Source organism: Helicobacter sp. 23-1048, from assembly GCF_053654545.1.
This window is the reverse complement of the sequence record NZ_JBSIUT010000003.1, coordinates 104,854-127,190: the sequence shown is the minus strand read 5'-3', so window position 1 is coordinate 127,190 and position 22,337 is coordinate 104,854. Positions and strand designations below refer to the sequence as shown.

Sequence of the window (22,337 nt, the reverse complement as noted above, 5' to 3'; positions counted from 1 at the left end):
GAATCTACAACCCAAAACTCACAATGCTTGGACAATCTTTAAAAACTCATCTACATCGTGCTTTTGCAAAATTTCAATATAATGCTCTTTGCAATCCTTTGGGATAATCACAGGTCGCAAATCCTGCTCCAAGCACGAATACACGATGAGCAACTTCCCTACCCTGCCATTGCCATCGCTAAATGGACGCATTCTCTCAAAATGAATATGTGATTGCAAAATCATTTCAAGTTTGTGTTCATCGTCTCTTGCATTGGTAAATACAAAATACAAACTCTCGCACCATTCTTGTAAAATATAATCAGCTTGATATGGCGAAAGCGTGTCATAATCTGGCTTTGGGTTGCGCGATTTTTTAAACTCACCTTTACTTTGGAGCAAATTATCAAGCAAAAGTGCGTGAAACTCTTTCATTAACTCTGGGGTAAGTGGTTGCTTAGCGATAAGTGAATCAGACAAAAGTGCAAATGCCTTACCATAATTTTTAATTTCATAAAATTCTTTTTGGCTCATTTGACGCGGTGTGTAGTTTTCACGCAAGATATTTGCCACCTCATCAATGCTAAGTGTATTGCCCTCTATCGCGGTTGAATGGTGCGCTACCTTTATACATAAATCTACCATAAATTCCTTATCTTTTACTTGCTCTAGCATTTCCCCTCCTTATACTTTAAGCGTTAGTCTTGTAAGATTGTATAATGTTTTTACCAATATGCCTCTCCAAGTGCAAAATCTACAAATTGCATCGCTCTATATTTTTTGCCACTTATAACTCCCTCATCTTCAAAACTTAGCGTAATAATAGCGATATTTTTACAATCTATGTGTGGTATTTTTTGAGCGATAAGCTCACGCGTAGCAAAAGGAATAAAGATATACGCACAATCGTGCATATAAAACTCCCCCATTGCACCACAAACCACCTCATTACTCCATTCTTTTAACGCGCTTTGCTCGCATATTTTACACAACTCTAAAAAAAGCATATTTTCTAATTGTGTAGAGAGATTTTTCTCAAAGCAAACAAGCGATGGCAAACTAAAATCAAAAAAATACAATTTTTTGCTTCCTTTATGAAGCGCATTTGATACATAAAAAATCACTCCGTTTTCTTCCCATTGCCTAAGCGTAGCATATAAAGTGTCTTTTGAGATTCTCATTTGCTTTTTAAGTCGCTCATACAAAGCGTTTGGAGCGATATTTTGCGCTTGAAATGGCAAGATTTTAAAAAACAATTCCGCTTGAGATTGCAGAGCACTTTGTAAGAATTCTCTTTTTGTTTGAAGTCTTTTATACGCGCTTGTCTCAAACATTTGGGCGAGATTACCCTCTTTTAAAAAGAGTGTAAAAAGATTTTTGAGTGAAAAATTTTTCGTATCAAAACTCACAAACTCTTCAAAACACAAAGGCAAAATACACTTTGGCACAAAGCTACTTGGGCATTCTTGTCTATTTCCAATAAGCACAATATCTTGCAAATTTGGTAAAAACTGATGAGAATCTTCGCCCAAAAAATTCCCAAACATATCTTTTTTGTAATTATCAAGCACCAATACATCAAGTTCTTTTTCCAAATAAATTTTTAGTAAATGTGCTTGCACCTCATCTTTTTTTACACGCATATCCCCTAAATCAATATAAAAAGGCTTTTTAAAACTAAGGGCAAACTGCAGGGCAAGCGAAGTCTTACCAACCTTTGGCGCACCATATACAAATGTGCGCCCACTTGGTATGCCATATCTACGAGGTAAAATCGTGCGCTCTATAAGCGCATCTCTTAGGGCATTCATTTAGCAATCCACACTTTGTGCTGTATAAAAAGTGCGTAAAATATCGTTTTGCAACATTGAAAAAAAACAAAAATGTGTATGCTTGTAGCTAAAGGTGATAGAACTTGCATTAAGCAACAAACGCGAAGTGAGAATCTGCGCCCGATTATCTCTTGCCACACGCTTAGATTCTAAAAATTCCCGCGCACACTCATCATTCACACCATAGAGCAAATCTCCAACAATAGGGTGATGAATAGAATCTAGATGCACGCGTAGCTGATGAGTGCGCCCTGTGATTGGAGTGAGATGAAGTAGGGTTTGATTTGTTTTTTTATCGCGTGCCAGCACTTTTAGTCGTGTGAGCGCGTCCTTGCCTTGCGATGAGACACGCGAACGAATGCTTAAATCCCTACCATTATTGCAAGTTAAAATAGGCGTATCAATGAGAATCTCATCTCGCTCGATAATGCCTCGCACAATCGCCGTATAAGTCTTTGTAACATTGCGCTTGGCAAAAAGATGTTTTAATTCCGCTTCAGCATTTTTATGCAATGCACACAACACAAGCCCGCTCGTCTCATAATCAAGGCGATGGATAGGATTAGCCTGCGCCCCAAAGCGAGATTTAAGGCAATCATTAAGACTATGATGAGTGAAAAGTCCCTTTGGGTGAATAAGCAAATTATGGGGTTTATCATACACACAAAAATCATCATTATAAAAAAGAGGCTCTAAGCCAAAATGCTGTGCTTTAAAATGCGTAAGCTCCACATTTCCTTGCACAATTTGAGATTTTTTCACCACACTGCCATTATATCGTAGCCTCCCCTTATCGATAATTTTTTGGGATTGCTTCGTGCTAAAGCCCAAATCCTCCAAAAACGCATACGCCTTTTTTGGTGCAGGCACACAAAAAATCTCTTTCACAAATGGCATTTTATACCACGCGCATTTGCAAACACAGGTTTTGTCTAAAATCGCGTGATAAACAAAAAATAAAACTCTTACTTAATTGAGTGCAAAAAAATGCCACACCATTGATATTTTTGCCTTTGGAGTTTTTTAGCAAACACTTAAGGTGGTTTTGTTGCTTGCCAAAAACATTTGAGGTAACAATCTCTAAATCATTGCAAATAAAATGTGGTAAAACATTGCCCTCTCCATAGGGCTCAAAAGATTCTATCAGGCGTAATAAATCCATATCAACTTCATCGCCACTAATCTCTCCTAGCACTTCATCGTGTTTGGCATTTATAGATTCCAAATACAAAGAAAAAAGCTCTAAAAATTCACCCTCACTACCGATAGGCAAACTTAGCCCTAACGCACCATTATGCCCACCAAACTCAAGCATTAGTGGCTTTATGCCTTGCACCTTTTGTGCTGTGCCGATGAGATTCTCACTGCCAAAAGCCCGACCCGAACCTTTGAGAATCTTCACGCCATTTCTCGTCTCTACGCCAAGCACGATAGCTGTTTTTTTGTATTCTCGTGCGAGTTGTGAGCAGACAACGCCAAGCACGCCAATATGCCAACCCTCACCGATAGCATACACAAGATTATCTTTCTCCACACACGCTAATTGGACTTTTTCATAAGTTTCTTTTTGGATTGCCTTACGCTCTTTGTTAAGCGATTCTAAGGCATTAAAAGTTTCATAAGCGCGTTGCATATTTTGCGCACATAAAAAATCCACCGCTAATTGAGCGTTTTTCATTCTCCCTGCACAATTCAACAAAGGCACGATGTTAAAAGAAATTTCTTGTGAGCTTATGCGCAAAAGTTTTTGTGTAATAACTTTATAGGCTGGGGATTTGCTCGTTTGTAAAACCTCTAATCCCTTTTGCACAAGGATTCTATTCACCCCGACCAAAGGCATCAAATCACCAAGTGTGGCAAGTGCCAAAAGTGGCAAAAATTCCTTTAAGTCAATATCACTTTTAAGTGCGGCTTTAATCCCAGCGCAAAAATACCACGCGACCACACAGCCACAAACTTCCTTAAATGGATAATTACAATCTTGCTGTTTTGGATTGATGATAAAGCTCGCTTCGGGTAATGTCTCGCTAGGCGTATGATGGTCAGTGATAATAAGCTCAATATTGTGCTCCTTGCAATAATTTGCTGCCTCATACGCGCTAATGCCATTATCCACCGTGATAACAAGAGCATTTTTTTGCACGGCATTTACGCGTTCTAAAATGCTAGGTGAGATTCCATACCCATCGCTAAAACGATTGGGGATAAAAATCTCAAAATTTGTATATCCTAAACTCTTAAAAAACCTAAACATTAGCGAGCTAGAGCACACACCATCAGCGTCATAATCCCCAACAACAATGATTTTCCCACCCTCGCTCATTTTTTTTGCCACGAGTTCCCCTGCTTCATTGACACATTTAAGTTTATTTGGAGGTGGCAAATCTTTGAGGCTTTGGATACCTTGCGCGCAATTTCTCGCTTGGAGAATCTGCTCTAAATCGCGTTTGGTGATTTTTGGATAATGTTTGGTGTTCATTTATTGGACTCTTTTGTGATGGAGTGTTTGCTTTAAAAATTCTAAGATGATAGGATTTGGGTTTTTAAGCCTTGAGGTAAATTCAGGGTGAAACTGCACGGCGACAAACCACGGATGTCCTTGTAATTCAATAGCTTCAATAAGCCCTTGAGATTCTCCACTTATGCGCATTCCTGCTTTTTGTAGAGCATCTTTATATTTGGGATTTGCCTCGTAGCGATGTCTATGTCGCTCTTTGATAATTTCTTGCTTATAGGCTTTGTAAAGTTTAGAATCTTTTGTAATTTTGCATTCATACTCGCCAAGTCGCATTGTCCCGCCCATTGGAGAATTATGCGTGCGGATTTGCTTTTTTCCACACGAATCAATAAAATCCTCAATAAGATATATCACAGGCTCTTTGCAATGCGCATCAAACTCACTCGAGTTTGCCTCCTTAATCCCTAGCACATTGCGCGCAAACTCGATAATGGCAAGTTGCATTCCTAGACAAATTCCAAGCAATGGGATTTGATTTTCCCTCGCGTAAGTGATTGCGCGGATTTTCCCCTCAACTCCACGCTCACCAAATCCACCGGGTATGAGAATAGAATCTACCAAATCAAGCTCGCTATTATTGCGTTCTAAATCCTCGCTATCAATCCAGCGAATATTTACGCGCGTATTGATATTTGCTCCGCCGTGTATAAGGGCTTCAGTGAGAGATTTATATGATTCTTTAAGTGAGAGATATTTTCCCACAAAGCCAATGGTAATGCTTTGTTTTGGAGCGATAATCTTTTTAACTAAAGTGTCCCATTGCTCCATATCTGGCTCTAAATTACCCAACTCAAATTCCCTTTTGATAGGTTCTAAAATACCCTCTTGTAAAAAATCAAGCGGACATTGATAAATACTTGCAGAATCTTTTGCCACAATGACGCTATCAAGCGCAACATCACAGCTTAATGAGAGTTTTTTCTTTAGTGCTTTATCAAGCGCGCTCTCACAACGCACCACAAGAATCTGCGGGGAGATTCCAATTCTGCGAAGCTCTTGGACGCTGTGTTGTGTTGGTTTGGTTTTAAATTCGCCTGCAGCACGCACAAATGGAATCAGTGTTATATGCACGCTTAGGACATTTTTTCCCCCTAGCTCGTGCTTGATTTGGCGCATTGCTTCTAAATATGACATACCCTCCATATCGCCCACAGTGCCACCAAGTTCCACGATTAAAAAATCGCTATCTTGCGCGGCAAGGTAAATTCTGCGCTTGATTTCATCAACGATATGCGGGACAATTTGAATCGTCTTGCCTAAATATTTGCCCTTGCGCTCTTTTTCAATCACGGAAAGATAAACTTGCCCTGTGGTAAAGTTGTTTGTTTTATAAAAATTTTTGTTTAAAAATCGCTCATAATGCCCAATATCCAAATCTGTCTCTGCACCATCGCTTGTTACAAAAACTTCTCCGTGCTCTAATGGACTCATCGTGCCGGGGTCTACATTGATGTAGGGGTCGATTTTTAAAATACCTACCTCAAATCCGCTGTGCTGCAAAAGCGTGGCAATAGAAGAGGAGGTAATGCCCTTACCAAGAGAGCTTAGCACCCCACCTGTAACAAAAATATACCGCGTTTGTTTAGCTTTCATTTAAAACTCACTCTATCAAAATCCCTAAATTTCACTCTAAAATTATTACAATATTACAAAAAAATTGCAATTATAATCTTATTAAATCGCCTTTAAGAATGTTTCGTGCAATTTTTTAGAATTTTTTAGAATCTATGGCGTAATAGACCCACAAGATTCAATGTTTCTTTGCAAAAATATATCGCATACAAAAAAGCATTTACTTATCGTTTGTTTTGCAAGGTATTATTAACAAATTTAATGTCAAAAATCTAAAATAAAACCACAAAGGAGAGAAATGCTACTTGTTAGCGTGTTTTTGCTAGCCTATGCTATCCCTGTGATTATACTTGATTGTCTGCAAATACGACATATCAAAAAAGCTATCACACAAAAAGCCCTCCTATTGGATACCAAAGAATACATCAAAGCTGGCTCATACTCCATAGAAAAACTCAAATTAAACATTTTCTCAAAAATCACAGAATCCGCGCTTTTTGCTTTTTGGATTCTCTTTGGTTTGGATTTTTTCTACAATGATGGATTCAATATGCTTAGTGGGTATTACCGCGATGTCGCATTTGTCGTGCTTATCGTGCTTGTTGGCTCGCTTGTTGGCTTACCTAGCACACTTTATGAGACATTTAGTATTGATAAACGCTATGGATTTTGCAAGCAAACTCCAGCTTTATTTTTACTTGATACACTTAAATCTAGCCTGCTTGGGCTTATGATTGGTGGGAGCATTGTCTTTTTGCTTTTGTGGGTGATGGATAGTTTTACTCTTTGGTGGATTGGAGGCTTTGTGCTGCTTTTTTGTTTTATTATCTTAGCAAACGCCATCTACCCCACGCTTATTGCCCCAATGTTTAATAAATTCACCCCCTTGCAAGACACACAACTCAAAGAACGCATAGAATCCCTAATGCAAAAAGTAGGATTCCAATCAAGCGGGATTTTTGTAATGGATGCCAGCAAGCGCGATGGTAGGCTTAATGCGTATTTTGGTGGGCTTGGGAAAACCAAGCGTGTAGTGCTCTTTGACACCTTGTTAGAAAAGATTAGCCAAGATGGACTTTTGGCAATTTTAGGGCACGAGCTTGGGCATTTTAAGCATAAAGACATTATAAAAAATATAGCCATTATGGGCGTATTTTTGTTTTTGTTGTTCTTTTTAGCCTCGCATTTGCCTGAAAGTTTTTTTAGCCAAAGTCATCTCCCAGAGCAAAATGCGTGCATTTTAGCCCTCGCTATTTTACTTTCTCCCATTGTTTCGTTTTGGTTTATGCCAATCATTGGATATTTCTCGCGCAAGGCTGAATATGGTGCTGATGCCTTTGGCGCGTCTTTAAGCTCTAAATCTCATCTTGCCAATGCACTTGTGCGCCTTGTAGAAGAAAACAAATCATTTCCAAGCTCACACTCCTTATATATCTTCTTTTATTACTCACACCCTCCGTTATTGGAACGATTAAAAGCCCTTGATTATGAAGCCCTAAAATAAATGGCAACCACAATTCAAACTGCCATAGCACACGGTTGCGAAATTTTAGAACAAAGCCCTTTGGCAAAGGACTTTGAACGACTAGAACAAAATATAGAATCAAAACATTTAATGGCATTCCGCCCTCGTTTTGAGTGCGAGATTTTGCTTTGTGAGATTTTGCAAAAGCCCCGCACCTTTTTGCACGCTCATAGTAATGATTTTTTACCCACAAATCAAGAAAATACATTTTTTAGCCAAGTTAAAGAACGCGCACTAGGCACACCGATTGAATACTTAACCCAAAAGGCGAGTTTTTATTCTTGTGAGTTTTTTATCCAAAAAGGTGTGCTTATCCCACGCCCAGAGAGTGAGATTCTCGTGCAAAAGGCACTTCAAATCATTAAAGAACGAGAAATTAGCGTAATGGCAGAAATTGGCGTAGGTAGCGGTGCGATTTCCACTATCATCGCTAGACACAATCCACACTTGCGAATGTATGCAACCGACATAGATTCTCTTGCGCTTGAGTGTGCGCGGAAAAATTTCGCTCGCTTTGAGTGTGAATCCATTAGCACTTTACAAGGCTCGCTACTAGAGCCATTTTCCACTCAAATGCTTGATTTTTTAGAACTTGTGGTAGCAAATCTCCCCTACATTGCCAATGATTATCCCCTGCCTTTGCCATTATGCTATGAGCCAAAAGGAGCGTTATTTGGCGGAGAGAGAGGCAGTGAAATCATAGAATCACTTATCACCGCTTGCGCAAAAGCAAGACCACTTATTATGTGTTGTGAAATGGGCTATGACCAAAAGACCCGATTAAGCGAGTTTATCGCTCCACTCTCACCCAAAAAGCTAGAGTTTTATACTGATTTAAGTGGCTTTGATAGAGGATTTGTGCTAGAATTTTAACACAAAGGGGCTTATATGAATATAGCAATCTTAAATTACAACATTGGGAATCTCGCAAGCGTGCAAAATGCGCTTGAATTTGTCGCTCACAAAAGTAGCAAATCTCTCACAATCTCCATAGAATCTAACCCAACAAATATCGCACATTATGACAAGCTCATCTTGCCCGGTGTGGGAGCGTTTGGCGATGCTATGCAAAATCTCCGCACACTTGGATTTGAAGAGGACATAAAAGATTTCGTTAAAAGTGGTAAATACTTGCTTGGAATCTGTCTGGGTGCGCAAATGCTCTTTGAAAAAAGTGTCGAGTTTGGCGAGCACAAAGGGCTTAGTCTGTTGCGTGGCGAGGTAGTGGGTTTTGATAAGGCAAGGTTAAATACGCTCAAAGTCCCACACATAGGCTGGAATGAATGCCTCCTCACGCAAGAAGGACAAAACAATCCATTGCTGAAAAACTTGTTTCACACAGATTCTAAAATTTCGCCAAAAAATGAGGGCTTATATCTTTATTTCGTGCATAGTTTCCACACCCAGTGCAAGGATAGTAGCGATATTTTAGCAAAATGTGTGTATGGCTATGAGTTTCCAGCCATTGTAGGACGAGACAATGTGCTAGGAATCCAACCACACCCAGAAAAAAGCCATAATGTAGGATTAAAAATTTTGCAAAACTTTATAGAGCTATAAAAACCACGATAATTTATGCGTAAAACAATCATTCTATCACTTTTGCCCTATAAGCAATAAGCCCTAAAATACTCACGATTACCCCCACAATTAAGAGCAAATATAATGCTTGGCTAAAGCTCTCAAAATAATCGTGCAAAAGCCCTATGACAAAAGGTGCGGTGCTCGCAATGAGGTAGCCAAAGCCCTGTGCCATTGAGGAAAGCTTGCTTGCAATAAGTGAATTAGCACTTTTGGTAGAAATAAACAACAACGCTATGGCAAACACACCACCCATTGGGATTCCAATGCAAATCGCTCCAAGCACTACACCAACTTTAGAATCCAGCCATATCAAGCACGCGAACCCCACCACATACAACCCACACAAACAAGCCATATACACAGCGCGATATGTATTTTTGAGTTTGCCTAAAATCACAGGACCTATAAATCCTATGGGCACGGCTATGGCTTGAGCTAAAAGTAAAATATTTGCACCAAACTCGCTTCCATAGCCCATCTCACTCACTATAAGCGCGAGCCACGCAAACATCGCATACGCCACAAAACTTTGAGCCCCCATAAATAGAGTGATTTTCCACGCACTTATTTGGGTAAAAATATTGATATTGCTCTTTGGTTTTTTAATCGTGCGAAAAAGCCTGCCATTGCGCATTTGTGGTATATATACAAAAAACGCGAGCAACGCAAAAGGCAACCAAAAAAGCAATGAATACTGCAATCCCAAAAATGCCAAAAGTGGCAGGGCAAATACGATTCCAAAAATGCCAGAGAGATTTAATACTAGGCTATACACGCCCATCATAAAGGGAATCTTGCGCGGGAATTTTTCTTTGACAAAACTTGGCAACAACACATTAGCGATAGCTATACCACTCCCTAACAACGCCATTCCCACAAAAAGCCCCACACTTCCACCAAAACTTCGATACACTTCGCCTATGATAATAAGCACAATCCCAACAACTATCGCACGCATAGGCGAAAAATACGCTACCAAAAAACTCACACTCCCAAAAGCAATAAGTGGCAATGAAGTCAAAAGTCCGCCTAACGCAGAGTTTATATTATATGCGTCTTTTATAGATTCTATGATTGGTCCTAGCGAAGTGATAGGGGCGCGCAAATTAAGTGTGATAGCAATCAAAAATACCACATTAAGCCAAAAAATCTTATCGCTTATTCTCATTTTCTCTCTTTACATTGTTTGTTACTAGAATCACGCATCGCCAATGCGACAAATTTGACAAAAATTGTAGTCTTTCAAAGATAATAACGCGCTACTATGAGATTATGGATTTTTTGTATTTTATTACATTTTTAGTGAGTAAGATTCTATAATTATATTTATCTTAAACATTGCAAGGAGTTATATGCGTAACAGCCAAGACGCTCAAGTAGATGTATTTTTACAAAGTGCTTTAATTATTGATGTGCGCTCACCTTGTGAGTTTGAAAAATCTCATATTGTGGGTGCGCTAAACTTCCCCGTGCTAAATAATGATGAGCGCGAGCAAATAGGCACACTCTATAAAGAAAATCCATTTCAAGCGCGCATTATGGGCGCAAGCATTATTTGCGCAAATGTGGGAAAGCATTTGCAAGACTTTCTTGCTCGCTCAAACATTACTCCCGCGCAAGTCATTCATATTTATTGCGCAAGAGGTGGGCTTAGAAGTCTCTCATTGCTAAGTATTTTACAAAACATTGGCTACCGCACCACACGCCTGCAAAATGGTTATAAAGCCTATCGCAACGCTGTTTTGCAATATTTGCAACAACCGCCAAAAATGAAGTTTTTTACACTCATAGGTCCCACAGGTAGCGGAAAAAGCGAGCTTATTAAAATGTATAAAGATTCACTAGATATAGAATCTCTTGCGAAACACTTTGGCTCTTCTTTTGGTGCGATATGTGGCATTCAGCCAAGTAATGCAATGTTTGAGAATCTCATCTTTACGCGTTTAAGGGAATTAGAAAATAAATGTGTGCTTATAGAGGGCGAGAGCAAAAAACTTGGCAATGTGATTTTGCCAACACCACTTTATAACGCTTACCAAAATGCACCAAAAATCTTTATCGATACGCCACTTGATGTGCGCATAGAACGAACATTAAAGTATTATAAACACATTAGCGAGGAGTTTTTCACCACAGCTATGGAAAATATTTCACGCTTTATGCCAAAGAATGCTTGGAATGAAGCAAAAGAAGCGTTTTATAAAGATAGGGCAAAAACGGCAGAGATTCTCCTCACACAATATTATGATAACGCCTACAAACGCCAACCTTACGATTATAAAGTCAGTGCGCAAAATTTACAAGAAGCCTTTGCGCAAATACAAACAATCATTCAAACACATTGCTAAAAATTTTGCTTTTCGCGCAAAAATATGAATTTTATAAGGATTTTAGAGATTTTAAGTTATAATCGCAGGTTTCTTAATAAGATAAACGACAAACACGAAAATTAAGGCAAAGGAGAACACAATGGAGCAAACTCTCTCTATCATCAAGCCAGACGCCGTCCAAAAGGGTGTTATTGGTAAAATTATTGATAGGTTTGAAAGCAATGGCTTAAAAATCGCTGCCGCTAAAAAAATCCAGCTTACACGACAAGATGCGCAAAACTTCTACGCAGTCCATAAAGAGCGTCCGTTTTTTAAAGATTTGGTAGATTTTATGGTGAGTGGTCCTGTGGTGGTGATGGTTTTAGAAGGGGATAATGCTGTGGCGAAAAATCGCGAACTTATGGGAGCAACAAACCCCAAAGAAGCCAAAGCAGGGACAATTCGCGCTGACTTCGCCCAAAGCATTGATGCAAATGCAGTGCACGGGAGTGATAGCATAGAAAATGCCAAGATTGAGGTTGCCTTTTTCTTTGGCACGCGTGAAATTTGCTAGACTTTGGCTTAGAAGTTGCTTTGGTGCTATCCAAACACGCAAAATGAGAATCTCTGCGAGCGGGGCTAAAGGTGAAAATTGCGTTTAAAAAAATTACTTCGGCGCAAAAAACCTTTAACCTACAAAATGACGATATGGTGCTAAATGGTTGTTTAAAACGCATAGATTCTCACATAATAAAGCTAGAAGCAACTTTAAGTGGCACGATAGAGCTTATTTGTGATAGAAGTGGCGAGGAATTCATAAAGCAATACAATGAACCTTTGGTTTTGTATATCTCAGATGGTTTGTGGGATACACAAAGTCAAAGCAAACTCGGTAGCTTTGAGGTTATTGAGTTTTTTGATGGCTTTATTGACTTAGATTGTATTTTGCTTAGCGAGATAGAATCTATAAAAAACGATTACCATATCAAAGGAGAATAAAATGGCCGTCCCAAAGAGAAGAGTAAGTAAAACACGCGCAGCAAAGCGCAGAACACACTACAAGGTAACATTGGCAAAGCCTATCAAAGACAAAGATGGGAGCTGGAAAATGCCCCACCACATTAACAAATTCAGTGGCACATATAAATAATGGAGCAAACGATGCAACGCATTGCCGTTGATGTAATGGGAGCAGACAATGGTGTGAAACCCATTGTGCTTGGCGTGCTAGAAGCCCTCAAACATAGGAAGTTTAAAGCTTTGATTGTGGGTGATGAAGCCCAAATAGCCCCGCTTGTGCCTCAAAACTTGCGTGAGAGTGTGCGAATCGTCCATTGCCAAGATTACATAAGAATGGAAGAATCTGCCTCGAGTGCCTCAAAGCGCGAACAAAGCTCCATTTACATCGCCACAGAGCTTGTGCGAAACGGCGAGGCAGACGCACTCGTATCACCCGGACATAGCGGAGCGACTATGAGTTTGGCGACATTGCGACTAGGACGCATTAAAGGTGTGTCTCGTCCAGCCATTTGCACTGCTATGCCAAGCGTAAATGACACACCAAGCGTAATCCTTGATGCAGGTGCAAATACGGATTGCAAGGCGAAATATCTTGTAGATTTTGCCATTATGGGCTATGAATATGCTAAAAGTGTGATGGGCTATGAGAATCCACGCGTAGGCTTGCTCTCCAATGGTGAGGAAGACACTAAAGGCAATGAACTTACAAAAGAAGCATTTGGACTACTAAAAGAATTTTCATTTTTCAAGGGGAATGTCGAGGGGCGCGATATTTTCAATGGAAGTGTAGAAGTAATCGTATGCGATGGTTTTGTTGGGAATCTCGTGTTAAAAACCGCTGAGGGTGTGGCGATGGCGATTTCAAAAATCATCAAAAATAATGTCAAATCACCTTTAAGCATACTTGGCGCACTGCTTTTAAAGCCAGCTTTTAAGGCATTAAAGAAAAAGGTTGATTACACTGAATATGGTGGCGCACCACTTCTAGGGGTGCAAAATGTCGTTATTATAAGCCACGGAAGCTCTAATGAGCGCGCTATTGAATGTGCTGTATATCAAGCACTCAATGCGCTCGATTCTAAAGTATGTGAAAAAATCCAAAAAGTCTTTGAATCTAACCCAAATCAAGGAGGATAATCGTGGGTAATGTCTATGCTTCCTTGCGCTCAATCGCTTCTTTTGTGCCACAAAAATGTGTAAGTAATGCTGAATTTGAAAAAACGCTTGACACAAGCGATGAATGGATAAGCAAACGCACGGGGATAAAGACACGCTACTTCGCGCTAGATTCTCAAAGCACAAGCGATTTGGGTTATGAAGCGGGCAAACTTGCAATTTCACGCGCAGGACTAACGCCAAATGATATTGAACTTGTAATCGTAGCAACATTAAGCCCAGATTTCATTACAATGCCTTCCACTGCGTGCCTACTAAGCGCAAAACTCGGTATAGAAAATGTCCCAGCGTTTGATATAAGTGCGGCGTGCAGTGGCTTTGTGTATTTACTCAAAGTAGCGAAATCCTTTATAGAATCAAAAGCCTATAAAAATGTCCTAATCATAGGAGCGGAAAAAATAAGCTCTTTGCTTGATTTTAGCGATAGGAGCACTTGCGTGCTTTTCGGCGATGGGGCAGGAGCGGCAGTGATAAGCGCGGAGGAGGACAAAAATAAATCTATCATTGATGTGCATATCAGTGCAAATGGCAAGTATGGTGATTTTTTATTCACGCCAAGAGTGCAAAATGGACAAGATAGCACCAAAATAAAACAATGCCTCCAAATGAAAGGCAACGAAACCTTTAAACTCGCAGTCAAAACACTCGCCAATGATGTAAGAGAAATTTTGCAAAACAACAAGCTCAATGCTAAAGACATTACTTATTTTGTCCCTCATCAGGCGAATTTACGGATTCTCCAAGCTGTTGGTAATATGCTTGATTTCGAGGAAAATCAAATCGTAGTTACGGTAAATAAATTTGGTAATACTTCTGCAGCAAGCATACCAATGGCACTTGATGAACTCCACACACAAAACAAACTCAAAAATGGAGATTTGCTCCTTTTAGATGCCTTTGGTGGTGGTATGACTTGGGGTTCTGCGTTACTCTATTATAATGGTTAGATTCTGCAATACAACTAAAAAGGACATACAATGAAAAAATTTATCGCGTTAGGATTTTTAATGCTTTGCTTTGTAGCTTGTGGCGATAAAAGCGCAGAACAAAGTGCTTTTGATTATGCTAATGATATGCTTGCTGGCAATGTAACACAAATAGCAAAAAATGCCAAAACACAAGATGGTCAAGCACTCAACGAAACGCAAAAAGAGCTCTTTATCCAAGATAGACAATATGCCAGCAAGGAGTATCGCGTCCTTTCAAAGCAAAACAATGGAATCAAAGAAATATCAGTATATGATAATGAATGCGCCGAAAAACTCCCCCAAGACAATGCTATATGTGTTGTGTATTTAACTTTGATATTTAATGACGAGACGGGGATTCCTATGGCTGTGCCACTCGTGCAAATAGATAAAAAATGGTATCCTGTATTTGATGTAGCATATCCCCAATAAAAGAGAATCTAAGTTGCGTGTTGATAAGTTTTTAAATGCTACAAATGTGCTTAAAAGACGCACACTCGCGCAAGATATGTGTGAAAATGGTGTCGTGCTCATAAATGGCGCGAAAGCAAAAAGCAGTAAAGAAGTCAAAATAGGCGACATTATCACTATAAACTTTTTGGAAAGTCAAAAGCAATACGAAGTGCTCGCGCTCCCAACAACCAAAAATGTCCCAAAATCCCAAAGCCAAATGTTTGTCAAACTGCTCTAATTCAAAAAGAAAATACAAACGAGTAGAAAAAAAAAGAAAGATTAAAGTGAGATTCTATAACCTTTTAGAGGTTATAGAATCTGTTGAGGCAGATTGTCTTAGCCCTCCGCACCTTTTGGTGGAGTAAAGGCTGTAACTTCAGGAAGTGTGCCTGTGTATTTTTCGACATTCACAAGCCCTGTGTGCGCGCAGTTACCATTCGCAAGTTTTGAAGTCGGTATGTCAAGCGTGAGCACATTTGCACTACCATATTTGCATAGTCCATTTTCATCTTGGTCTACCCAACCACCTTCACACACGCGAACTACGCTTGGTAGAATATCATCGCTTACCACAGCACCCGCGAGAATCTCACCTCTATCATTAAACACACGCACTACATCGCCATTTTTGATACCGCGTGCTTCTGCGTCTTGTTTGTTGATAAGGATTGGCTCTCTACCATTTACTGCATACTGCTCACGCAACGAAGTGTGGCAACACTGAGAGTGCAATCTATCTGCTGGGTGAGAAGTGAGCAAGTGAAGTGGATACTTCTCAGTTGCATTGCCTAGCCACTCAGCAGGCTCAAACCAAGTCGCGTGTGGCTTACAATCGTTGTATTTATAGCCTGCGATTTTTTGTGAGTAAATCTCAAATAAACCAGAATCTGTGCCAAGTGCGTTAAGCACAGGGTCTTCGATAAACTCAGCGAAGCGCACCCAATTATAATTTTCCGCAGGGACATCAAATTGGATTGGCTCATTTTTCGCCCAAAACTCCTCAAATACAGGCATAGGTGTGGTAAATGCTTCACCAAAGGCTTGCACTTGCTTGTATGCACCATCATAATATTCTTTTACAAAATCTTTCGCGCTTTTACCACCATCGCTATATGCCTTATAAACATCATCGCCATACACCTTACACAAATCACAGAATATGTCATAGTCATCTCTGCTTTCATCGATAGGTGCTACGGCTTGCTTCATCGGCACGATAAACATATTTGAATAATCGCTTGCCATTGTAATATCATCACGCTCATAAGAAGTCGTAACAGGAAGCACGATGTCTGCCATTTTTGCAGTTGGTGTCCAATAGATTTCATTCACGACTACCGTGCGAGGCTTTCTCCACGCTTTTTTGTTGGTGTTTGTATCTTGGTGATGCACGAGCGGATTCCCACCAGACCAATAAATGAAATCCATATCTGGGTAAGTTACTTTTGTCCCGTTATGGTCGATAGTCTTGCCCGGATTAAGAAGTGCATCGGCGATTCTTGCGAGTGGGAATGATGCCACACTTGGGTCTCTCAACCATTCTGCCACATCTTCACCGCCATCGCTTTTCGCAAGTCCTTTAAACTTACCATTTTCCCAAATGCCAACGCTACCAGCACTGATACCGCCCACAACGCCACCTTTTGCAGTTGGCACGCCACCGCCTGAGTAGTGATAGCTTAGTCCAAATCCACCGCCTGATGTGCCGATTTGTCCAATCATACACGCAAGTGTAACGAGTGCCCAGTGAGGCTGCTCTCCGTGATGAGCTCTTTGCATTGCCCAGCCACTCATTAGCATTGTAGGATTGTCATAGAAAGTTTCAGCCAAAGATTCTATAACGCTCGCCTCAATGCCACAAATCTTGCTTGCCCACGCAGGAGTTTTTGCTACGCCATCTTCTTTGCCCTCTACATAGGCTTTAAATTTATCATAGCCTGTTGTATAAGTATCCAAAAATTCAGTATTTACCTTGCCCACAGAGATTAAGTGGTGAGCCATTCCTAGCATCATCGCCACATCAGTGTTTGGTTTAGGTGCTATCCAATCTGCCTTGAAAAACTTCGTAGTTTCTGTGCGGATAGGGTCAATGACAATGATTTTCTTCCCGCTTTTGCGAAGTTTTTCATAGTATTGCATTGCGCGTTGGTCATTTGCTGTCCAAGCGATTCGTAGTGTAGAGAGTGGGTCTGTCCCCCAAAATACTACAACTTTTGTATCGCTTAAGATATTTTCCCAAGAAGTTTGTTGCTCATATACTTCGATAGAGCCCACAACATAAGGCATAATCACTTGAGAAGCACCTGTAGAATAGTCTCCTTGCACGCCCACAAATCCACCTGTAACGCTTAAGAATCTATGAAGCAACACGCGCGCATTATGGAAGTTCCCTGTGGATTTCCACCCATAGCTTCCTCCACAAATCGCTTTTGGACCCTTTGCATCGTATGTTTTTCTTAGCTCTTTTGCTACGAGTTTGATTGCCTCCTCATAGCTCACACGCACGAACTCTTCTTTGCCACGCAACTCTGGCTTTGGAGAATCTGGATTCTCTAAATAAGACTTTCGCACATACGGGAATCGCACACGAGATTTATAAATCATATCAGGTGTTACATACCATAGCGGGTTATCAGTTTCTTGCACCTTTTCCCAAGGCTCAGATTTCACACACTTGCCATCTTTAATAGTGAGGTCTAAAATCCCCCAGTGAGCAGCAGTAGTAACTTTACCATTTTGGATAAGACCGCCGGGCTTTATAGAAGTGGCTTTCTTATCATCACAGCCAATCCCTAAAATACCAGCTCCCACACCTATCGCAGCACTTGCCTTCAAAAACTTTCTTCTATCTAAACTCATTTTACACTCCTTTTATTTTACTTTTCGTAGTAGTCTTTGCCATTTTTTTGTAGGTATTCAATCACAAGCCACCTGTCCTCTTGGTCAATCGCCGTGCGATTTACCATCGAGTTAAAGACTGCTTGCCATTGATTTGCACCAAACTCACTTTCTTTATGCGTAGCGTGGCAGATTCCGCAATTCTCTGAATACAGCGTTTTTGCTTTTGCAAACATTGGCTTGCGGTCATTGACAAACTCGCCTTTATCCGCCCACACCTCAATGCTTACCTTATCCCATTTGCCACCGCTACCAGCGACTCTGCTTTTAAACTCCAACTTGGTATTTTTACCAAACGCAGCCACCATTACGCGTTGGCTGTCATTTGTGTATAGCACCGATGGAGCTTTGGGATTGACAAAGCCTGAGATTCTCACTAGCACTTTTTTAGAATCTTGCTTGATAATCTCAAAAGCATTAGTTGGCAACAACCTACCCTCAGGCTTCGTATCTTTAGCATTGAGATACAACGATACAACCTTGTCGCTATAAAGAACCTCTGCAAACGCTATGCTAGCAAATGCTACGCTAGCGCATATAAAAGCCCTTGCAACCTTGCTCATCATAAATTCCTCCTTTATTGAAATTGTTGATACAGCGTAAATTGTAAAGATTGTAACCTTAGAGTTTCCTTAAATGATTATGCTTACTTTTAGCAAATATCTATAAAAATATATTATTTGCCCCCCCCCCGCACGCTATTTTGAGCATATTACACCATAGAATCAATACAAATGTCGTTACATTTTTATACAAATATCAAAGAGAACTTCCAAAAAGGTAAATAAATGTTTGAAGTTTAAGAAGTTTATTTTTATTCTCTATACTTTAGAATCTGTAAATTTTTTAGCGAAGGATTTGTCGTGGATATTTTATTGTGCTTTTTGGATTCTCACAATGGCGCATAGTTCTCTTGTGAAGGGCATTGTGCTAATGCTCCTCTCTACGATTTTTCTAGCCCTTATGAACGCGCTTTTAAAATACCTCACTATGCTTGGCTACTCATCGATGGAAAATGTCTTTTTCCGCGCGTTTTTTATGGTGCTTACGCTTTATAGCATAATCCTCTTTTTCCCCGCGCTCTCACGCATTTCCCCGCGCATAAAAAAGCCCAAACTGCAAGCAAAGCAAAAAGGCGGATTTTCCTCACTGCTTATGCGCGGGCTTTTTGGCGGGGTGGCGGTAAGCATTGCGTATTACAATTTCGCAACTATCCCGCTAGGCATCGCTACGGCATTTTTGCAATCCACGCCCATTTTTGTGGTGTTTCTCTCATTTTTCACGCATAGTAAGCCTAGTGTGTTTGCGCTAGTGGCGACTATCGTGGGCTTTATCGGCGTGCTTTTGGTGGCAAACCCTGAAGCGAGCGAGATTCCGCTTTTTAATGCGCTGATTGGCATCATCGGTGCGATTTTTGCCGCGATTGCGTTTCTTACCATTCCCACGCTAAAGCGATTTTACACAAGCGAGGCGGTCGTGCTGTGGTATGGCATAATGATGTGTATCGTGGGAATCATAGGAATGTGTGTTAGCATTGATAAAATGGGGGGCTTTATATTTCCCTCGCTTTTTGCGTGGATTCTCTTTATTTTGACAGGTGTGGTGGGGACAATCGGGCAATGGCTAATGACAAAATCCTATATGTTTGCCTCGCCAAATGTAGTCGCCCCTATCACTTATATGCGCATTGTGTGGAGCGTGTTTTTGGGCGTGTTGCTAGGCGATAGTTTCCCAAATCTCCTGCCTAGCATAGGAATCGCTCTAATCCTACTCTCTGGCGCACTTATAGGGCTAAATGCAATCAAAAAAGATTCTGCAACAAAACAATAATATATCCAAATGCAATATGTATGTAATCCTGCCAAAATGTGCTCCAAAACTTACTTCAAACAAAAACCCCCAACAATACAAAAAAAGGTTTTTTTGTATTGTTGTTTTTATTAGGGTATGATTGCAAAGACAATTTTGTCAAATATCTTATTTCTAAGGAGAATCTAATGAAAAAACTTCTAGGTAGTGTCGCTCTAGCGGCGGTTTTGAGTTCAAGTGCGTTTGGCGCGGCAAATAGCAATGTAGGTTGCGGTCTTGGAAGCTATTTGATTGATAAGCAAGGGTTAGTATGGAATCTGTTGCAACTTACAACAAACTCTACTTTGTGGAATCAAACTTTTGGTATCACTTCAGGGACTTCTGGCTGTAAATGGGAAGGTCTTGTAATGGATAGTAGAACTCAGGAGTTTGTCGCTTCAAATATGGATACTCTCTCTAAAGAAATCGCTCAAGGCAAGGGAGAATCACTAGATACTTTAGTTGAGCTCTTAGGTGTCGAGCAAAAAGAGGAGTTTAAACTTGCTTTACAAGAAAACTATCATAAACTCTATGCGAGCAAAGATGCTCAAATGGCAGATGTGCTTAGCGGTGTGAATGCACTCTAAGACTTTCGTGCTCTAGTTTGTCCTTAAAGCAAACTAGAGACACATAGATTGTATGCGAATTTTTATATCACTTCTCTTTTCTCTTATCACTTTTATACTTTTAAATGCCAATGAGCTAGATTCTCTTACAAAAGCCAAACAAAAAGCCTTAGAGTTAGAAATTTATAATTCTAAACAATGGCTTGATTTACTGCATTTTGGAAATTTTTTTGGCTTTGGGCGTAAGAGCAAAAGTGAAATAGACTCGCCAAATTTTTTCCTCGCACCAAATGGAAAAAAAGACGCTAAGGCAGAATTGCTTGCCACTATTGAGGGTTTTTATCAAAGTGTAGAATCTGTATCAGTGCCTAAAGACTTCGAGGAAAAAGTCTCTAAAACCAACACTTTGCTTGATGCCGCTGTTACTTCATTGCCAAAACGCTCAAGTGCCAAAGAGGATTACCACGCTATTTGTCGCTTCCCAGCGCGCTTTTATTATTTGGATTCTCTTTTGCATTTTGAGAATCTCCCCGCACTTCAATGCGAAGAATTCCACACAATGAGAGAATATGTCAATCCCATAAGCGCGACACTTATTTTCCCCTCTGCGCATATCAACTCGCCTGCTTCGATGTTTGGACATACATTTTTATTGCTTAATTCTGGCTTTGACTCGCGCTTGCTGTCCTTTGCGATTAACTATCAAGCCAACGCTGATGAAAATGTCGAAAATGGCTTTGCATTCGCGTTTAAGGGATTGCTTGGAATGTATCCGGGAAGCTACTCTATTTTGCCCTATTATGATAAAGTCAAAGAATATGTGGATAGTGAAAGTCGCGATATTTGGGAGTTTGATTTAAAATTAAGCAAAGAGGAAGTCGCGCAAATGTATCGGCACATTTGGGAGCTTGGCGATTCGTGGTCATATTACTATTTCTTTGATGAAAACTGCTCGTATAATATTTTATGGCTCTTAGAAGTTGCGCGCCCGAGTTTAGAATTGCGCAAAAAATTTATCTATCAAGTAAATCCCCCTGAGACACTCTTTGTCATTGCAAATGCAGGGCTTATGCGTAATGAGATTTATCGCCCTTCAAAGCGCGCTAAAATCTTAGAATACGAAAAACAAATGACTCTAAGCGATGTGAGAAAAGCAAAAAAACTTGCCAAAGGCACATTGCAAGCTAGCGAAGTGCTAGACAATGATACACTAAGCCTCCATCAAAAGCAATACATTTTAGAATCTAGTATCGAAATGAGCGAATATCGCTATATGAAAGGCAAGCTAGAACACGAGGACTACACGCAAATCGCCCATAACCTCGCCAAAGCACGCGCCACAATCGGGGAAAGCCCCACGCTCACTCCACCCGCTCCAGCCTCACCACTACAAGCAAATCAGGGCTTAAGAATCTCTCCAAGCTATTACCTTGCCAATGCCACAGATTCTCATAAAGCACTCTCGCAAGGCATTGCGATTGATTTTCGCCTTACTTACCACGATATTAGCGATAATGATAAGGGCTATCTTAAGGTTGCCCAAATTGAGTTTTTAAAGGCAAACGCACATTTACAAATCGCGCCTCAAAGCAATATCTATCTGCATAATGCAACAATTTTATCGCTCGCTTCGTTTGGAAATATAAGTAAATTTTTCGCGCCATTTTCTTATCGATTAGAGACAGGATTCTCGCGCCAGTTTTTATCCCCAAATTTGCGTTACTATGCTATGTTTGGCGGTGGAGCAAGCGTGGGAATCTCGCAATACAGCTTTGCATATTACTTACTTGAGCCGACTTTTTACCTTGATAGGTATAATAGAGGAGATTTTTTACTCTCTAATGTGCTTGGATTCTCGCTCTCAAATGATTCGTGGTGGAAACTGAGCGCGGAATATAAATTTAAAGCATACAATCTACACACTTTTGGGCATTATCTCAATGCCACAGCAAGTGCAAATCTCGCCCATAATTTTGGAATCTTTGCTTCTTTGGAACAAAATTTTTTGCCTTTTGTAACAAGAAGTGCTTTAAATATAGGAATAAGGGCGTATTTCTAAAAGTTTTATAAAACTTTAAGTAAAATAAAA

At 40.2% G+C, this 22,337-nt stretch carries 22 protein-coding genes; 14 read left to right on the top strand and 8 right to left on the bottom strand.

Annotated features, from left to right (window positions below):
* Positions 1-18: 18 nt before the first annotated feature.
* Genes ACWIWK_RS08740 through pyrG form a run of 5 tightly spaced genes read right to left on the bottom strand, consistent with a single transcriptional unit; the run spans position 19 to position 5,922 of the window.
* On the bottom strand, positions 19-654 hold the full coding sequence (locus ACWIWK_RS08740) for a Fic family protein (RefSeq protein WP_454152416.1): 636 nt from the start codon (positions 652-654) through the stop codon (positions 19-21).
* A gap of 50 nt (positions 655-704) precedes the next feature.
* The gene (locus tag ACWIWK_RS08735; RefSeq protein WP_454152415.1) at positions 705-1,790 is read right to left on the bottom strand and encodes an ATP-binding protein; all 1,086 of its coding nucleotides are present in this window, start codon (positions 1,788-1,790) and stop codon (positions 705-707) included.
* Complete coding sequence (locus tag ACWIWK_RS08730; RefSeq protein WP_454152414.1) at positions 1,791-2,708, bottom strand: pseudouridine synthase; 918 nt, start codon at positions 2,706-2,708, stop codon at positions 1,791-1,793. It lies immediately after the preceding gene.
* 1 nt (position 2,709) lies between these two features.
* A complete protein-coding gene (recJ, locus tag ACWIWK_RS08725; protein WP_454152413.1) occupies positions 2,710-4,290 on the bottom strand; it encodes a single-stranded-DNA-specific exonuclease RecJ in 1,581 nt (526 codons plus the stop codon).
* On the bottom strand, positions 4,291-5,922 hold the full coding sequence (pyrG, locus tag ACWIWK_RS08720) for a glutamine hydrolyzing CTP synthase (protein ID WP_454152412.1): 1,632 nt from the start codon (positions 5,920-5,922) through the stop codon (positions 4,291-4,293).
* Positions 5,923-6,199: 277 nt separating this feature from the next.
* Here pyrG and ACWIWK_RS08715 point away from each other — a divergent pair, with 277 nt between their 5' ends.
* Genes ACWIWK_RS08715 through hisH form a run of 3 tightly spaced genes read left to right on the top strand, consistent with a single transcriptional unit; the run spans position 6,200 to position 8,986 of the window.
* Positions 6,200-7,405 (top strand): M48 family metallopeptidase, encoded by a 1,206-nt coding sequence (locus tag ACWIWK_RS08715; protein ID WP_454152411.1) that lies wholly within the window; start codon positions 6,200-6,202, stop codon positions 7,403-7,405.
* On the top strand, positions 7,406-8,299 hold the full coding sequence (locus ACWIWK_RS08710) for a HemK/PrmC family methyltransferase (RefSeq protein WP_454152410.1): 894 nt from the start codon (positions 7,406-7,408) through the stop codon (positions 8,297-8,299).
* 15 nt (positions 8,300-8,314) lie between these two features.
* Positions 8,315-8,986, top strand: coding sequence for an imidazole glycerol phosphate synthase subunit HisH (hisH, locus tag ACWIWK_RS08705; RefSeq protein ID WP_454152409.1), 672 nt, complete (start codon positions 8,315-8,317; stop codon positions 8,984-8,986).
* 28 nt (positions 8,987-9,014) lie between these two features.
* Here hisH and ACWIWK_RS08700 read toward each other — a convergent pair whose 3' ends face one another.
* Positions 9,015-10,178: an MFS transporter gene (locus ACWIWK_RS08700; protein ID WP_454152408.1), complete on the bottom strand. Its 1,164-nt coding sequence runs from the start codon at positions 10,176-10,178 to the stop codon at positions 9,015-9,017.
* Between the two features lie 184 nt (positions 10,179-10,362).
* Between ACWIWK_RS08700 and mnmH the strand changes: the two genes are divergently transcribed.
* The 8 genes from mnmH (at position 10,363) to ACWIWK_RS08660 (ending at position 15,174) form a co-directional block, all read left to right on the top strand.
* A complete protein-coding gene (gene mnmH / locus ACWIWK_RS08695) occupies positions 10,363-11,358 on the top strand; it encodes a tRNA 2-selenouridine(34) synthase MnmH (protein ID WP_454152407.1) in 996 nt (331 codons plus the stop codon).
* A 121-nt stretch (positions 11,359-11,479) separates the two neighbouring features.
* On the top strand, positions 11,480-11,893 hold the full coding sequence (ndk, locus tag ACWIWK_RS08690) for a nucleoside-diphosphate kinase (RefSeq protein ID WP_454152406.1): 414 nt from the start codon (positions 11,480-11,482) through the stop codon (positions 11,891-11,893).
* 71 nt (positions 11,894-11,964) lie between these two features.
* On the top strand, positions 11,965-12,318 hold the full coding sequence (locus ACWIWK_RS08685) for a hypothetical protein (protein ID WP_454152405.1): 354 nt from the start codon (positions 11,965-11,967) through the stop codon (positions 12,316-12,318).
* 1 nt (position 12,319) lies between these two features.
* Complete coding sequence (gene rpmF, locus ACWIWK_RS08680; protein WP_454152404.1) at positions 12,320-12,469, top strand: 50S ribosomal protein L32; 150 nt, start codon at positions 12,320-12,322, stop codon at positions 12,467-12,469.
* An 11-nt stretch (positions 12,470-12,480) separates the two neighbouring features.
* Positions 12,481-13,476: a phosphate acyltransferase PlsX gene (plsX, locus tag ACWIWK_RS08675; protein WP_454152403.1), complete on the top strand. Its 996-nt coding sequence runs from the start codon at positions 12,481-12,483 to the stop codon at positions 13,474-13,476.
* A gap of 2 nt (positions 13,477-13,478) precedes the next feature.
* Entirely contained in the window at positions 13,479-14,462 is a 984-nt protein-coding gene (locus tag ACWIWK_RS08670) for a beta-ketoacyl-ACP synthase III (RefSeq protein WP_454152402.1), read from the top strand.
* A gap of 30 nt (positions 14,463-14,492) precedes the next feature.
* Positions 14,493-14,915 (top strand): hypothetical protein, encoded by a 423-nt coding sequence (locus ACWIWK_RS08665; protein ID WP_454152401.1) that lies wholly within the window; start codon positions 14,493-14,495, stop codon positions 14,913-14,915.
* Positions 14,916-14,928: 13 nt separating this feature from the next.
* Positions 14,929-15,174, top strand: coding sequence for an RNA-binding S4 domain-containing protein (locus ACWIWK_RS08660; RefSeq protein WP_454152400.1), 246 nt, complete (start codon positions 14,929-14,931; stop codon positions 15,172-15,174).
* Between the two features lie 98 nt (positions 15,175-15,272).
* On the opposite strand, the gene ACWIWK_RS08655 is transcribed toward ACWIWK_RS08660, so the two are convergent.
* Positions 15,273-17,795 carry a molybdopterin guanine dinucleotide-containing S/N-oxide reductase gene (locus tag ACWIWK_RS08655; RefSeq protein WP_454152399.1) on the bottom strand — a complete coding sequence of 841 codons (2,523 nt, stop codon included), beginning with the start codon at positions 17,793-17,795 and terminating at the stop codon, positions 15,273-15,275.
* A 17-nt stretch (positions 17,796-17,812) separates the two neighbouring features.
* The gene (locus ACWIWK_RS08650; protein ID WP_454152398.1) at positions 17,813-18,400 is read right to left on the bottom strand and encodes a cytochrome c3 family protein; all 588 of its coding nucleotides are present in this window, start codon (positions 18,398-18,400) and stop codon (positions 17,813-17,815) included.
* Between the two features lie 331 nt (positions 18,401-18,731).
* Here ACWIWK_RS08650 and ACWIWK_RS08645 point away from each other — a divergent pair, with 331 nt between their 5' ends.
* The 3 genes from ACWIWK_RS08645 to ACWIWK_RS08635 all read left to right on the top strand — a co-directional run bounded on the left by ACWIWK_RS08645 (position 18,732) and on the right by ACWIWK_RS08635 (position 22,307).
* Positions 18,732-19,664, top strand: coding sequence for a DMT family transporter (locus ACWIWK_RS08645; RefSeq protein ID WP_454152397.1), 933 nt, complete (start codon positions 18,732-18,734; stop codon positions 19,662-19,664).
* Positions 19,665-19,831: 167 nt separating this feature from the next.
* On the top strand, positions 19,832-20,269 hold the full coding sequence (locus ACWIWK_RS08640) for a DUF3015 family protein (protein WP_454152396.1): 438 nt from the start codon (positions 19,832-19,834) through the stop codon (positions 20,267-20,269).
* A gap of 52 nt (positions 20,270-20,321) precedes the next feature.
* The gene (locus ACWIWK_RS08635) at positions 20,322-22,307 is read left to right on the top strand and encodes an Lnb N-terminal periplasmic domain-containing protein (RefSeq protein ID WP_454152395.1); all 1,986 of its coding nucleotides are present in this window, start codon (positions 20,322-20,324) and stop codon (positions 22,305-22,307) included.
* Positions 22,308-22,337 lie beyond the last annotated feature (30 nt).

Coding starts and splice junctions, on each gene's coding strand:
- ACWIWK_RS08650 (WP_454152398.1), bottom strand. CDS start 18,400: ATGATGAGCAAGGTTGCAAGGGCTTTTATATGCGCTAGCGTAGCATTT.
- recJ (WP_454152413.1), bottom strand. CDS start 4,290: ATGAACACCAAACATTATCCAAAAATCACCAAACGCGATTTAGAGCAG.
- ACWIWK_RS08635 (WP_454152395.1), top strand. CDS start 20,322: ATGCGAATTTTTATATCACTTCTCTTTTCTCTTATCACTTTTATACTT.
- hisH (WP_454152409.1), top strand. CDS start 8,315: ATGAATATAGCAATCTTAAATTACAACATTGGGAATCTCGCAAGCGTG.
- plsX (WP_454152403.1), top strand. CDS start 12,481: ATGCAACGCATTGCCGTTGATGTAATGGGAGCAGACAATGGTGTGAAA.
- rpmF (WP_454152404.1), top strand. CDS start 12,320: ATGGCCGTCCCAAAGAGAAGAGTAAGTAAAACACGCGCAGCAAAGCGC.
- ACWIWK_RS08710 (WP_454152410.1), top strand. CDS start 7,406: ATGGCAACCACAATTCAAACTGCCATAGCACACGGTTGCGAAATTTTA.
- ACWIWK_RS08735 (WP_454152415.1), bottom strand. CDS start 1,790: ATGAATGCCCTAAGAGATGCGCTTATAGAGCGCACGATTTTACCTCGT.
- ndk (WP_454152406.1), top strand. CDS start 11,480: ATGGAGCAAACTCTCTCTATCATCAAGCCAGACGCCGTCCAAAAGGGT.
- mnmH (WP_454152407.1), top strand. CDS start 10,363: ATGCGTAACAGCCAAGACGCTCAAGTAGATGTATTTTTACAAAGTGCT.
- ACWIWK_RS08655 (WP_454152399.1), bottom strand. CDS start 17,795: ATGAGTTTAGATAGAAGAAAGTTTTTGAAGGCAAGTGCTGCGATAGGT.
- pyrG (WP_454152412.1), bottom strand. CDS start 5,922: ATGAAAGCTAAACAAACGCGGTATATTTTTGTTACAGGTGGGGTGCTA.
- ACWIWK_RS08715 (WP_454152411.1), top strand. CDS start 6,200: ATGCTACTTGTTAGCGTGTTTTTGCTAGCCTATGCTATCCCTGTGATT.
- ACWIWK_RS08730 (WP_454152414.1), bottom strand. CDS start 2,708: ATGCCATTTGTGAAAGAGATTTTTTGTGTGCCTGCACCAAAAAAGGCG.
- ACWIWK_RS08700 (WP_454152408.1), bottom strand. CDS start 10,178: ATGAGAATAAGCGATAAGATTTTTTGGCTTAATGTGGTATTTTTGATT.
- ACWIWK_RS08645 (WP_454152397.1), top strand. CDS start 18,732: ATGGCGCATAGTTCTCTTGTGAAGGGCATTGTGCTAATGCTCCTCTCT.
- ACWIWK_RS08740 (WP_454152416.1), bottom strand. CDS start 654: ATGCTAGAGCAAGTAAAAGATAAGGAATTTATGGTAGATTTATGTATA.
- ACWIWK_RS08665 (WP_454152401.1), top strand. CDS start 14,493: ATGAAAAAATTTATCGCGTTAGGATTTTTAATGCTTTGCTTTGTAGCT.
- ACWIWK_RS08640 (WP_454152396.1), top strand. CDS start 19,832: ATGAAAAAACTTCTAGGTAGTGTCGCTCTAGCGGCGGTTTTGAGTTCA.